This is a genomic window from Streptomyces sp. NPDC048269 (genome assembly GCF_040652395.1).
Classification (GTDB): domain Bacteria; phylum Actinomycetota; class Actinomycetes; order Streptomycetales; family Streptomycetaceae; genus Streptomyces.
Window position 1 is genome coordinate 98,594 of record NZ_JBEZLW010000007.1, and the last position, 12,642, is coordinate 111,235.

The 12,642-nt window shown below is 72.4% G+C and carries 10 protein-coding genes and 1 pseudogene; 10 read left to right on the forward strand and 1 reads right to left on the reverse strand.

The annotated features are described in order from the left end of the window. Window positions 1–6: 6 nt before the first annotated feature. The 3 genes from AB0D48_RS10590 to AB0D48_RS10600 all read left to right on the forward strand — a co-directional run bounded on the left by AB0D48_RS10590 (window position 7) and on the right by AB0D48_RS10600 (window position 4,073). Window positions 7–462 carry a (2Fe-2S)-binding protein gene (locus AB0D48_RS10590; RefSeq protein WP_362393334.1) on the forward strand — a complete coding sequence of 152 codons (456 nt, stop codon included), beginning with the start codon at window positions 7–9 and terminating at the stop codon, window positions 460–462. A 176-nt stretch (window positions 463–638) separates the two neighbouring features. Continuing rightward, complete coding sequence (locus AB0D48_RS10595; RefSeq protein WP_362393337.1) at window positions 639–2,072, forward strand: helix-turn-helix domain-containing protein; 1,434 nt, start codon at window positions 639–641, stop codon at window positions 2,070–2,072. A 51-nt stretch (window positions 2,073–2,123) separates the two neighbouring features. Next, window positions 2,124–4,073: an APC family permease gene (locus AB0D48_RS10600; protein WP_362393340.1), complete on the forward strand. Its 1,950-nt coding sequence runs from the start codon at window positions 2,124–2,126 to the stop codon at window positions 4,071–4,073. 7 nt (window positions 4,074–4,080) lie between these two features. Here AB0D48_RS10600 and AB0D48_RS10605 read toward each other — a convergent pair whose 3' ends face one another. After that, a complete protein-coding gene (locus tag AB0D48_RS10605; protein WP_362393343.1) occupies window positions 4,081–5,292 on the reverse strand; it encodes a helix-turn-helix domain-containing protein in 1,212 nt (403 codons plus the stop codon). A 208-nt stretch (window positions 5,293–5,500) separates the two neighbouring features. On the opposite strand from AB0D48_RS10605, the gene AB0D48_RS10610 reads away from it, so the two are divergent. From AB0D48_RS10610 to AB0D48_RS10640, 7 genes and pseudogenes are all read left to right on the forward strand, one after another. Then, window positions 5,501–6,064, forward strand: a complete 564-nt coding sequence (locus AB0D48_RS10610) for a TetR family transcriptional regulator (protein WP_362393346.1) — start codon at window positions 5,501–5,503, stop codon at window positions 6,062–6,064. A gap of 143 nt (window positions 6,065–6,207) precedes the next feature. Further along, window positions 6,208–6,432, forward strand: a pseudogene (locus tag AB0D48_RS10615) (helix-turn-helix domain-containing protein); the annotation flags it as partial. Between the two features lie 181 nt (window positions 6,433–6,613). Beyond that, a complete protein-coding gene (locus AB0D48_RS10620; protein ID WP_362393349.1) occupies window positions 6,614–7,033 on the forward strand; it encodes a hypothetical protein in 420 nt (139 codons plus the stop codon). Next, window positions 7,030–7,833: a transcriptional regulator gene (locus AB0D48_RS10625; RefSeq protein WP_362393352.1), complete on the forward strand. Its 804-nt coding sequence runs from the start codon at window positions 7,030–7,032 to the stop codon at window positions 7,831–7,833. The genes AB0D48_RS10620 and AB0D48_RS10625 overlap by 4 nt, the downstream gene beginning before the upstream one ends. 80 nt (window positions 7,834–7,913) lie before the next feature. Next, a complete protein-coding gene (locus AB0D48_RS10630; protein ID WP_362393769.1) occupies window positions 7,914–8,351 on the forward strand; it encodes a roadblock/LC7 domain-containing protein in 438 nt (145 codons plus the stop codon). 83 nt (window positions 8,352–8,434) lie between these two features. Continuing rightward, window positions 8,435–8,809: a hypothetical protein gene (locus AB0D48_RS10635; protein WP_362393355.1), complete on the forward strand. Its 375-nt coding sequence runs from the start codon at window positions 8,435–8,437 to the stop codon at window positions 8,807–8,809. Between the two features lie 169 nt (window positions 8,810–8,978). Continuing rightward, on the forward strand, window positions 8,979–12,557 hold the full coding sequence (locus AB0D48_RS10640; RefSeq protein WP_362393357.1) for a bifunctional glycosyltransferase family 2 protein/CDP-glycerol:glycerophosphate glycerophosphotransferase: 3,579 nt from the start codon (window positions 8,979–8,981) through the stop codon (window positions 12,555–12,557). Window positions 12,558–12,642 lie beyond the last annotated feature (85 nt).

A 12,642-nucleotide genomic window follows, 5' to 3' on the forward strand; every position in this document is an offset into this window, starting at 1 on the left:
TACGCCGTGCCCTCCCACACCTTCACCGTCAACGGGCGGAGCGTCACCGTGGACGCACCCGACGACCTGCCCCTGCTGTGGGTGCTCCGCGACATGCTCGGGGTCAACGGCCCCAAGTACGGCTGCGGTGTGGACGTCTGCAAGGCCTGTACCAGTCATCTCGACGGCTCCGACATCCGGCCGTGCGTGGTGCCCGTCTCCGCCTGCGCGGGCAAGTCGGTGACCACCATCGAGGGCTTGGCGAACGGGGACGAACTCCATCCGGTGCAGGAGGCCTGGCTCGAACAGGACGTCGCCCAGTGCGGTTTCTGCCAGCCGGGCCAGATCATGGCGGCCGTCGCCCTGCTCAAGCGGACCAGCGAGCCCACGGACGAGGACATCGATTCCATCGCCAACATCTGCCGCTGCGGAACGTACTTCCGCATCCGGGAGGCCATCCGCAGCGCGGCCGCCAGGATGTGAGCGACGGCGGACCCCGGTGCTTCCCCCGCGCCCAACGAATTGCGCCGCGCCGGGATCCAGCCGCTCGTCGCCCAACCTATGCGGGTGAGGAGCCGTGCGCAGGGTTCGCTGCGCCCAGTGACGGGGCGAGACGGGTATCACTGCGCACAGTGTGCGGTGGATGGTTGAATGCGGCCGTGCCCCGGTCCGACGACATCCTCAAGGTCCACCGGCTCGCCCACACCGGGGGCTCGGCCGCTCTGCTGGAGTGGCTCGCCGCCCGCCTGGGCGGGTGGGCCGGTGTGGTGGACGCCGGCGAACAGGGGCGGGAGCGGGGGCCCGAGTCCGCGGTGCGGGGCGCCGCCGAAATGAGCGCGCGCGGCGTACGGTCGGCCGTCCTGCACCAGGGCGGCTCCGCGACGCTGCTGTTCGCGCTGGACGGCGGGCGCGCGCTGGCCGCCGTACTGGAGCAGCCGCACCACCCCGGTGCGGCCACGCTGCTCGCGGACGCCGCCGTACCGCTGGCCCTCGTACTGCGCGCCGAGGATGCCGCGAGGCGGGAGGAGCGGGCCGGGCTCGCCGAGTCGCGGGCCCGGGAGGCGGTGCTGCACCTGCTGATGAACGGCAGGCTCTCCACCGCCCACCAGATCGCCGGGGCGCTGGGACCCTCGCTGCCCGAGCCGATGCGGATGTACGTCGTGGAATGCCGGACCGGCCGGCGCGGCGAAGTGGCCCGGTTGTGCGGGGAGCTGACGGGCGGCCGGGCCTGGATCGTGCGCTGCCCGGTGTACGTACGCCACCTCATCGTGCTCGTCCCGGCCGACCTGGCTGCGGCTGCGGCCGACCACGACCCCCTGGCCGGGGCGCTGGTGGGGGTGGCCCCGGACTGCGCGGTCGGAGTCAGCGGGGAGCTGAGCCTGCGCGAGGCCCCCGCCGCCTACACCCAGGCCTTCCACGCCCTGGCGGTCGCCCGCGGCCGGGGCGAACGCCACGCCCGCTTCGGGCCGGGCCCCGAACTGGCGCTCGCCGCCCACGGAGCCGGGACCGGCTGGGCGGAGGCCCTGCTGGCACCCCTGCACGCCCACGAGCCCCGGCGCCCCCAGGACCCCGGGGCGCAGGAACTGCGGGCCACCGCCCACGCCTGGCTGAACTTCACCTCGCACGCGACCCGGCTGCTGAAGATCCACCGCAACACCCTGGCCGCGAGGCTGCGCCTGGTCGAGGCGCTGCTCGGCCTGGAGCTCGCCTCCCTTGCGGACCAGGCAGCTCTGTCGCTGGCGCTGCGGCTGACCCCGGGCGGGGCGCCGGGGGAAGGGCCGGGCGGGGGCCCGGCGGCCGCCCCCGACCTCGACGAGGTGCTGCGCGATCCGCGCCTGACCGCCTGGGCCCGTAACCATCTGGGCCCGCTGACGGGACCGGACGCTCCGCCCGGCGCCCGCGAGACCGTCCGCGTGTGGCTGGCGCACGACGCCCAACTCGTCCCGGCCGCAGGGGCGCTGGGCATTTCCGTGCCGGGTGCGCGCAAGCGCCTGTCCCGTGTGGAGGCGCTACTGGAACGCTCCCTGCTCCAGTCGCCGAGCGCCCGGCACGACCTGTGGCTGGCGCAGCGGGCGGTGGAGCTCGCCGGGTGACACAGGCGGCAAAGGGGATGACTGGTGCAAAACGTGCACGATCATTCCTCCATGAGGCGTATCCATGCGAAACGCGTGCTGGTCGGTGAACCCCTCGACACCGCACGGCTGGGCGAGACCCTGCTGCCCAAACGGCTCGCCCTGCCGATCTTCTGCAGCGACCCGCTCTCCTCGGTGGCCTACGCCACCGAGGAGATCCTGCTGATCCTCGCCCTCGGCGGCGTCGCGCTGCTCCACCTCACCTGGTACGCGGCCGCCGCCATCGTCTTCCTCCTCGTGGTGGTCGTCGCCTCCTACCGGCAGACCTGCCACGCCTACCCCGGAGGCGGCGGCGCCTACGTGGTCAGCTCCGAGAACCTCGGCCCGACCGCTGCCCTGACCGCAGCCAGCGCCCTGCTCGTCGACTACGTGATGACCGTCGCGGTCTCCGTGGTCTCGGGCGTCTCCGCGATCACCTCGGCCATCCCCGCCCTCGACGACCACGAGGTCGCGCTGTCCGTGGGGTTCGTGGTGCTGCTGACCCTGATGAACCTGCGCGGCGTACGCGAATCGGGGCGCGTGTTCGCCATCCCCACCTACGGCTTCGTCCTCGTCATCTACCTCATGTTCGCCTGCGCCGCCGTCCGGCTGGCGACCGGCGACACCATCCGCGCCGAGTCCGCCCACCTGCCGATCACCGCGGCCGGCACCTACACCGGCCTCGCGCTCGTGCTCCTCGGGATGCGCGCCTTCGCCTCAGGCTGTACCGCCCTCACCGGCGTGGAGGCGATCAGCAACGGCGTCCCCGCCTTCCGGAAACCCAAGGCCAAGAACGCGGCGACCACCCTCGCCGCGATGGGCGTGCTCTCGGCGACCATGTTCATGGGCATCACCGCGCTCGCCATGACGTACGAGGTGCACGTCGCGGCCGACCCCACCGAACTGGGACTACCCCCCGGCACCGCGACCTCCACCGCCCTCGCCCAGATCGGCCGCGCCACCTTCGGCAGCTGGCACTTCCTCTTCTACCTGCTGCAGGCCGTCACCGCCGGAGTGCTGGTCCTCGCCGCGAACACCGCCTTCAACGGCTTCCCCATGCTCGCCTCGATCCTGGCCAAGGACCGGTACGCGCCGCGCCAGCTCTTCAACCGGGGCGACCGGCTCGTCTACTCCAACGGCGTGGTGCTCCTCGCGCTCGCCGCCATCGCCCTGATCGTCGCGTTCGACGCCGAACTGACCCGTCTCATCCAGCTCTACATCATCGGCGTCTTCGTCTCGTTCACCCTCTCCCAGGCGGGCATGGTCCGGCACTGGCGCGGAGAGCTGGCCTCGCCCGCCACCCCGCGCGAGGAGCGGGTGCACATCCACCGCCGGCTCGCCATCAACGCGGTCGGCGCCACCCTGACCGCGCTGGTCCTGGTCATCGTCCTGATCACCAAGTTCACGCACGGCGCATGGCTGGTCGTCATCGCCATGCCGCTGCTCTTCCTCGGCATGAAGGGCGTACGCCGCCATTACGACCAGGTCGCCCAGGAGGTCGCCGTCGCCCCCGGCGCGAAGCCGCGCAAGCCCGCCCGCCACCACGTACTGGTCCTGGTCGCCGCCGTGCACGCGCCGACCCTGAAGGCCCTCGGCTACGCGCAGGGCCTGCGCCCCGACACGCTGACGGCGGTCACGGTCGCGGCGGACGAGGCGGCGGCGGCCCGGCTCCGCGCGGACTGGGCCGAGCACGACCCGGGCCTCCCGTTGAAGATCCTGCACTCTCCGTACCGCGAGGTGGTGCGCCCGGTCCTGGCCCACATCGAGGAACTGGCGGCGGACAGCTCGACCGACGTGCTGTCGGTGGTGATCCCGGAGTACGTGGTCGGCCACTGGTGGGAGCAGCCCCTCCACAACCAGAACGCCCTGCGGCTGAAGGCGCGGCTGCTGTTCACCCCGGGGGTCGCGGTGATCGACGTGCCGTACCTGCTGGAGTCGGCGAAGTCCACGGCCGCCCCGGCCGCCCCGGTCGCTCCCAAGTGATCATTGTTCACCTCGGAGCGGCCCGCTGGACCACCGCCGCGTGCGCGAGCGCCAGTTCCACCACGTGCCGCGGGTCCGACAGGGAGCGGCCCGTCAGCTGCTCGACGCGGCGAAGCCGGTTCGAGACGGTGTTGCGATGGCAGTACAGCCGCTGCGCGGCGGACGTCGTCGAGCCCTGACAGGCCAGCCACGTGCCCAGCGTGGTCAGCAGCAGCCGGCGGTCCTCCACGGGCAGGGCCAGCACCGGGCCCAGCACCACCTGCCGCAGCCGCCCGGCGAGTTCGGCATGGCCCGCGACCAGAGCCGCCGGCAACCCTTCGTCCAGCAGGGCGGTGCGCGGGCCGCCGGACTCCGGGGCGGTACGCAGGGCGAGGGCGGCCAGCCGGTGCGCCCGGGCCAATTCGGCCGGGGTCTCCACGAGCGGGCTGACCCCGGCGCGCACCGCGAGCGGCGCGAGCAGTTCCCGTACGGACTCCAGCGGATGATGGCCCAGCTCCACCAGGCCGATCTCCGCGTCGGCACGGATCCGCCACAGCACGCGCAATTCCCCGGCCACCGCACCGGCTCTCTCCGCCGCCCGGCCGGAACCATCCGCGGCCACCACGACCACCGCGAAGCGGCCGCGCTCGGGCAGACCCAACCGCGCCGCGGCCTCCGGGGCGGCGGGACCGTCCGGGCCGGCCGTGCCCCCAGCGGTGGCCGCGCCGCCCGCGCCGCCCGCCCCGTCGAGCAGGACGTCCAGCAGGACCGCGCGGCGCTCCCGGTCGCGGTCGGTGCGGGCGGCCTGCGCCTGCCGGTAGGACTCGGACACGGCGTCCGTCATCTGGTCCAGTACGTCCCACAGCGTGGTCGCGCCCGCCAGCAGGCGGGGCAGCGCCGCCCGGTCGTGCGAGGTCACGGACTCGGTGAGGGCCGCCCAGAGCAGCCGCCCGCCGCTGCGGTAGGTGCGCAGCAGCGAGTCGAGCGGCAGCCCCTGCTCGGCCCTGAGCGTGCCGGCGGCCCGGGCGTCGGCGAGCTCCGGCGGCAGGCCTCGGGAGCTGCGGACCAAGCCTTCGACGGTCTGACGGAGGGTGTGGTGGATCCGCTCGCGCAGCTCGGCCCGGCCGAGCAGTGCGGCGTACGCGGGATCCTCGGCCAGCGTCCGCTCGGCGAGCCGGTCCGCCGCCACGGCGATCCGGCGGGCCAGGTCCTCGCGTATCTCCTCGACGATCCGCTCCATGACGGGCAGCCTGACACGGGGGAGGGGGCGGTGGGGAGGGCCCCGACCGGCCGCATCCGGATCTGTGTGCGCATCCGCTACCGTGGGCGGATCACTGCACTTGCAGTGCTCACCGCCGCTCCCCGCTCCCCGCTCACCGCCGCTCACCGCCGCTCACCGTGACCGCAGCGACGCTCCGCCCACCAGCGACGACCGGAGGGACCTGCGCATGCGCCAGAATCCGCAGCGCCGTGCCGCACTGCTCGACGCCGCCATCGAAGTCCTGGCGCGCGACGGCTCCCGCGGCCTGACGCTGCGCGCTGTGGACGCCGAGGCGGGCGTGCCGACGGGTACCGCCTCGAACTACTTCGCCAACCGGGCCCAGCTGCTCGTGCAGATCCTCCGCCGCACCCGGGAGCGGCTGGTCCCGGACCCGGCCGACCTGACGGCTCCGCTGGACACCGAGATGCTGCTCGGCCGGCTCCTGGAGCGGATGCGGCGCGAGCGCAGCGTGCACATCGCGATGCTGGAGCTAAGGCTTGAGGGCACCCGGCGCCCCGAACTCCAGGCAGAACTGGCCAATTTCCAGGGCGCGGGGCTGGAGGCCGACGTCACCTGGCACCTGGAGTCGGGCCTGCCGGGGGACCGGCAGGGGGTGGTGCTGCTCCACCTCGCGATGCTGGGCCTCATCGTGGACGACCTGACCGTTCCGACGCTGCTGGAGGCCTATCCGGTGGAGGCCCTCATCGAGACCATGGCCGAGCGCCTCCTCCCGGAGCGGCCCGCGGGCTGATGGGTGGCAGGCCCTGCCCGCCCCCCGCCGGGGCCGAGATGCGGTGATCTTATGCTCAGGTTTACGCGAGTCAGCTGGTTTTGCGGCTGATGAGCGACTTTGATGGGTCCGCCAGGCCTCGTACCGGAGCAGGGGGACCACTCATGGGAACCGAGCACCACAGCCAGAAGGACAGCACGCCCACCCTGATCGGTTCCGTGCAGCGCGCGCTGCGCCTTCTGGAAGCGATGTACGCGGAAGGCGGGGTGACGGCGAAGCGCCTCGCGCGGCTCACCGGCATTCCGTTGCCCACCGTCTACCACTTGCTGCGTACCCTCAGCCATGAGGGCTATGTGCAGCGCGAGGGCGGCTCGTTCCGGCTCGCGGACGATCTTCCGCTTGCTTCGTGATCAAAAGTCGACGGGTTCCGGCCAAGCTCTCATGCCCTACCGTGCATGTTCCAGCGGAAAATGCCAGAACGCCCTTTCGTACTGTGGAAGTTGAGTAAGTTCCCTCCTGTCGCGCCGTACGACCGTGCACCCCGCACGTCCGGCCGGGAGGGGAGCCCGCGTGCCCGGGATCGACGAATGCCTGCTCGAAGCCATGGCCCTGCCTGGTGCGCGGGGGGCCGCGCTGGTCGACTGGAGCAGCGGACTGGCCCTCGGCACCGCGGGGGAGTCGCCCGTGGGCGACCACGAGACCACCGCCGCGGAGACCGCCGAGCTGGCCCGCGCGGCCGCCGAGTACGAGTCCTTCGCCCCGGCGGAGCCGGAGCGGATACCCGATGACGGGTCCGGCCGGACGTCCGCCGGCCCGCCCGTCGAGGACCTGATCGTCACCACCCGCACCGGCTACCACGTGCTGCGCTTCGTCGAGACGAGCTTCGACAGCAGCGTCTTCCTGCACCTGTGGCTCGACCGGGCCGACGGCAATCTCGCCCTGGCACGCCACAGGCTCCGCGCCCTCGCCGAGGGACTGGTGCTCAGATGACCACCCCGGCCACCGCCTCCACCACCGCACCGACCGCCACCGTCGCCGTCTCCCCGCTCCTCACCCGGCTAGCCGCCGAACACGCCACCGGCGCCCTGTTACGCGACCGTGGCACCCTCTTCCTGGAGAACGGCCGCATCGTGCACGCCGAGAGCCCGGCCACACCCGGCCTCGACGTACTGCTCACCACCGGCGGCGGCCTCGCCCCCGAGCGCTGGCGCGAGGCCGTGGACCGGGCCGGCGCACGCCGCCAGGTCGCCCGCTTCCTCGTCGACAGCGGCGGTCTCGCGGGCGGGGAGCTGGAGATCTGCCACCTCGCCGCCATCTTCGACGCCGCCTTCTTCGCGCTCTCCCCGGGCAGCGGCCCCTCCCGGTTCCGCCGCGGGGCCACCCACTGGATCGGCTCCGTCCGCTCCGTCCCGGCCGCCGCCGTGGAGCGGGAGACCCGGCGCCGCCGGGAACTGCTCGACGCGGTCTGGCCGTACCCCCTGCTGGACACCTCCCCGGTCGTACCGAGGCCGGCCGCCCCCGGCCAGACGGTCACCGCCCGGCAGCGGATGCTGCTGCACCACGCGGACGGCGTACGCACCCCGGCGGACCTCGCGTGGGTGCTCGGCCGGCCCGCCTTCCACACACTGCTCGACGTACGGCGCCTGGCGGCGGCCGGACTGGTCGAGACCCCGCACACCCCGGCCGCACCGCCGGTCGCGGACCCCCTGCCCGACTGGATGACCCAGGCCCAATCCCCGGACGTGGCGCTGCTCCGCCGGTTACGCGACGCACTGGAGGCAAGCCTGTGAGGCTCCCGCTGCGACCGGCCCTGCGCGCCGACCGCTCCGAGCGGAGGCAGCCCGAGAGGAGAAAGGCCGACATGAGCACGGTGCCGCCCGAGGCAGAGGCCGAGATACTCGCCGAGCTGCGCAGGCTGCGGGCCCGGGTGCCCCAGCTCACCGGTGCCCTCGCGGCGAGCGCCGACGGCCTCGTACTCGCCCAGGACAGCGCCGCCACCGAGGCCGAGACGGTCGCGGCACTGACCGCGGCCGCCCTCGGGGTCGCCCAGCGGCTGAGCGACAGCACCGGCCAGGGCGGATTCCGCGAACTGCTGGTGCGCGGCGAGCACGGCTACGTGGCCACCTACGCGTCGGGCGAGGCCGCCGTCCTCACCCTGACCGCGGAGCCGCGCGTCAATGTCGGGCGGCTCCACCTGGAGGCCCGGCGCTCCAGTCTGCGCATAGCCGAACTCATCGACCACACCCTCGGCCGACGGGGCAACGGCGTTCCGCCCCTTCCCCCCCTGCCGCCCGCTCCGCCCGCCTGACCAGGCACGACGCCAACCGACTGAACCGTAACCAGCACCGCCACGGCGAAGTGAAAAAGCGAAAGAAGAAAGAGGAACCCCTCATGGCAAACGTCGAGACCACGCTCAAGGAAGCCACCACCACCATCGACGGCGCGCTCGGCGCCGCCCTGGTCGACTACGGCAGCGGCATGGCCCTCGGGACCGTCGGCGGCGGGAAGGACCTCGACCTCGCGGTCGCCGCGGCCGGCAACACGGACGTGGTCCGCGCCAAGGTCCGCACGATGGAGATGCTCGGCCTCAACGACGACATCGAGGACATCCTCATCACCTTGGGCAGCCAGTACCACCTGATCCGGCTGCTGAAGGGCCGGGGCACCTCCGGCTTCTTCCTCTACCTCGCCCTGGACAGGGGCCGGGCCAACCTCGCGATGGCCCGCCACCAGCTGAAGAAGATCGAGGCCGAGCTGGAGGTCTGACCCAGGACCGCGTCGTCGAGGTGGCGGGCGGCTTAAATCTTTGCCGTCCGCCCCGGCGATCAGCCGTGGTATGCCCGATAAGGGAGGAGTTCATGATTCTGCTACCTAGTAGGATGCTGTGAGCAGCTGATCATCGATAAAGCACAAAACGCTGGAGAACCCGCCACCCATGCCCCCGCGCCTGAGCATCGTCGTCCCCGTCTACAACGTCGAGCTCTACCTCGACGAGTGCCTGGAATCCATCGCCGCTCAGACCTTCGGCGACTTCGAGGCCATCCTCGTGGATGACGGGTCCACGGACACCAGCGCCGTCATCGCCAAGGCCTTCGCGGCGCGGGACAAGCGCTTCCGGGTCGTGATGCAGGAGAACGCCGGTCTCGGCGCCGCACGCAACGTCGGCGCCCGGCACGCCCACAAGGACAGCGAGTACCTGGCGTTCGTCGACAGCGACGACACCATGCCGGACTACGCCTACCAGCGGCTGATCGACGCCCTCGACGAGACGGGCTCGGACTTCGCCGGCGGCAACGTGAAGCGCTTCCGCTCCGTCGGCATGCAGCAGTCCTGGGGCCACCGGGCCGCCTTCGCCAGGACGCAGCTGAAGACCCACATCTCGAAGTTCCCGGCGCTGGTCACCGACCGCACCGCGTGGAACAAGGTCTACCGGCGCACCTTCTGGGACGAGCACGGTTTCCAGTACCCGGAGGGCATCCTCTACGAGGACGCCCCGGTCAGCATCCCCGCGCACTACTTCGCCTCCAGCGTCGACATCATCAGCGACTGCGTCTACCACTGGCGCGTCCGCGAGACCGGCGAGCGCTCCATCACCCAGCGCTCCACCGACCCCGTCTCCCTCATCGACCGCGTGAAGTCCGTCCGCCTGGTGCGCGAGTCCCTCAAGGCCAAGCAGGGCGCCAAGTACGTCCGTTACCTGCGCGACTACGACTACAACGTACTGAGCGAGGAACTCCCGCTCATCTACAAGTACGTCGGTGAAGGCGGGCCCGACTTCCGTGCCGCGTTCGTCAAGGAGGTCGGGGGCCTCGTCCGGGAGATCGGCACCGGCCCCTGGTCCGACCTGACCGTCGCCGACCGACTCAAGGCGTTCCTGGCGAGCGAAGGCCGAGTCGAGGACTTCATCGCCCTCCAGGACCACCAGCGCGACTACCACTACAGCGTGCCCGTCAAGGGAATCGCCCGCCCGCAGGCGGACTACCCCTTCCTGCAGGGCCGTCCGCCGGTCCCCGCCAAGATCCTCACCCTCGGCCCGCGCGAGCGCCGCGTCGTCAGCCGCCTGGAGCAGGCGGCCTGGGCCGACGGCAAGCTGCTCCTGCGCGGCTACGCCGTGCCCGGCCACCTCGGCGCCGAGAGCCGCCTCGGCTCCCGCAAGATGCTGGTGTTCCGCGAGGGCGGCAAGCGCCGCCGCTCCGTCGTCAGCACCCGTACGGTCGCCTCCCCGATGGCCACCGTGAACGCGCCGCACCTCGCCCTGAAGCACGCCGACTGGGCCGGCTTCACCGCCGTCGTCGACCCGTCGATCTTCCAGTCGGGCGGCACCTGGCGCGAGGGGATATGGACCACCTCCGTCGCCGTCACCGGGGCCGGCGGCCTGCACCGCGCCCGCCTCAAGGGCGGAGAGAACGACACCGGCCAGAACCCGCCCGCGCACTGGGTGGCCCCGGACGTCCGGATCGTGCCGGCCGTCTCCGGCTCCCTCACCATCCAGGTGGAGATCGTCCGCGCCCGCGCCCTGGACGTACGCCCCGCCGGTGACGACGCCGTCCTGATCACCGGCGAACTCTCCGCCGAGCTCGGCGGAGCCGCCACCCTGCAGGCCGTCCACGTCAGCACCGGCACCGTCCTCACCTTCCCGCTGGAGACCGCCGAGGCGGGCGCCGGCCGGATCCCGTTCACCGCCCGTGTGCCGCTGGCCGAGCTGGCCGCCGTACCGGACGCCCCGTGCGAGCCCGGTGAGTGGATGCCGGAGCCGTGGAGCCTGTCCGTACTCGGCGCCGACGGCACCGAGCACCGCGTGGCCCACGACGAGCGCGGCGGTTTCAACGGCCTGGTCCTTCCGCTGCCCGGCGAGGACGCGGGCCGTGCCCTCTTCGCCAAGCGCGGCAACACCGGACACCTGACCCTCTCCGTGCAGCCCTCGCCGCCGCTGGTCGACACCGTCGAGACCAAGGACGGCACGGTCACCCTGCGCGGCCGGTTCACGGCGCCCACCGACGAGCCGTACGAGCTCGTCCTGCACAACGCGCACGGCGTGGAGTTCAGCTACCCCGTCACTCGAGACGGCGACGGCTTCGAGACCACCTTCGAGCCCGTGCTCCCCGAGCCCTACGCCGGCCGCACCACGCTTCCCGAAGGCCGCTGGTGGCCCACGCTGCGGCCGGCCGCCCAGGGCGGAACCACCGCCGGCCTCCTCGGCGTCGACCGCGGAGCCCCCGTGCAGATGGGCCCCGGCCTGCTCGTCGCCGGACCGCACCCCTTCACCACGCACGGCCGCCGGATGCGGGTCGAGACCCGTTTCTACGACCGCATGGTGCTGGTCGCCGACCCGCTGCTCAGCCCGCACGACCGCTCCCGCTACGCCCAGCGCGTGGCCCGTTTCGAGACCTACCCGGCGCAGCGCGCCCTGCCTGTCAAGGACGTCGTCGTCTACGACACCTTCCAGGGGAACGGCGCCGGGGACTCCCCCCGCGCCATCCACGAGGAACTGCTGCGCCGCGGCGAGAAGCTGGAGCACATCTGGCTGGTCCGCGACGGCCGTGCCGAGGTCCCGGCGACCGCGCGCGCCGTGCAGTACGGCAGCGTCGAGTCCTGGGAGCTGCTGGCCCGCGCCCGCTACTACGTGACCAACGACAACGTGCCGATGCGCTTCGAGCGCCGCGCCGGTCAGGTCGTCGTCCAGACCTGGCACGGCACGCCGATCAAGCAGATCGGCCATGACTTCGTCCACGACTACTACACGAGCCCCGAGATCCTGGAGGGGCTGGCGCACGACAGTGCCCAGTGGTCCCTGCTGGCCTCCCCGAGCTCGTACGCGACGCCCCTCCTCAAGCGCGCCCTCGGCTACGACGGCGAGGTCATCGAGGCCGGCAGCCCGCGTACGGACGCCCTCGTACGGCCCGACGCGGAGCGGATCGCCGAGGTCCGGCGGCGGCTCGGCCTGCCGGAGGGCAAGAAGGTCGTCCTCTACATGCCCACCTGGCGCGAGAACTGCGAGGGCTGGTCCGGCGGCTACAAGCTCGACCTGCGGATCGACCTGGAGCACGCCCGCCGCGAGCTGGGCGAGGACCACGTCTTGCTGGTCCGCGGCCACCACCACGTGGGCGAGCAGGTCCGCGAAGGCGTCCGCGACGGCTTCGTCGTCGACGTCTCCCGCTGGCCCGACGCAGCCGACCTGCTGCTCGTCGCCGACGTGCTGATCTCGGACTACTCCTCCGCGCTCTTCGACTTCGCGCTCACCGACCGGCCGATCCTGCTCTTCACGTACGACCTGGAGCACTACAAGGGCACCCTGCGCGGCTTCAACTTCGACCTGGAGGAGAAGGCGCCCGGCCCGCTGCTGGCGGACTCGGCGAGCCTGATCGAGGCCGTCCGGAACGCGGACACCATCGGGGAGCAGTACGCGCAGGCGCGGGCCGCGTTCCGCGACGAGTTCTGCGACCTGGACGACGGCCACGCCACCGAGCGTGTCGTCGACCGCATGCTCGCGATGGGCGCGCAGCCCGCGAAGTAGGCCGTACGAGCGAAATCCCGGCCGAACACAGACCGGCCCCGGGCCCACCGATGAAATTCGGGTCCGGGGCCGGTCTGTATGTGGT

What these genes read in the sequence shown, in the direction of transcription:
- AB0D48_RS10600 (WP_362393340.1), top strand. Translation starts at nt 2,124, where the DNA reads ATGAGGCGTATCCATGCGAAACGCGTGCTGGTCGGTGAACCCCTCGAC.
- AB0D48_RS10605 (WP_362393343.1), bottom strand. Translation starts at nt 5,292, where the DNA reads ATGGAGCGGATCGTCGAGGAGATACGCGAGGACCTGGCCCGCCGGATC.
- AB0D48_RS10610 (WP_362393346.1), top strand. Translation starts at nt 5,501, where the DNA reads ATGCGCCAGAATCCGCAGCGCCGTGCCGCACTGCTCGACGCCGCCATC.
- AB0D48_RS10625 (WP_362393352.1), top strand. Translation starts at nt 7,030, where the DNA reads ATGACCACCCCGGCCACCGCCTCCACCACCGCACCGACCGCCACCGTC.
- AB0D48_RS10635 (WP_362393355.1), top strand. Translation starts at nt 8,435, where the DNA reads ATGGCAAACGTCGAGACCACGCTCAAGGAAGCCACCACCACCATCGAC.
- AB0D48_RS10640 (WP_362393357.1), top strand. Translation starts at nt 8,979, where the DNA reads ATGCCCCCGCGCCTGAGCATCGTCGTCCCCGTCTACAACGTCGAGCTC.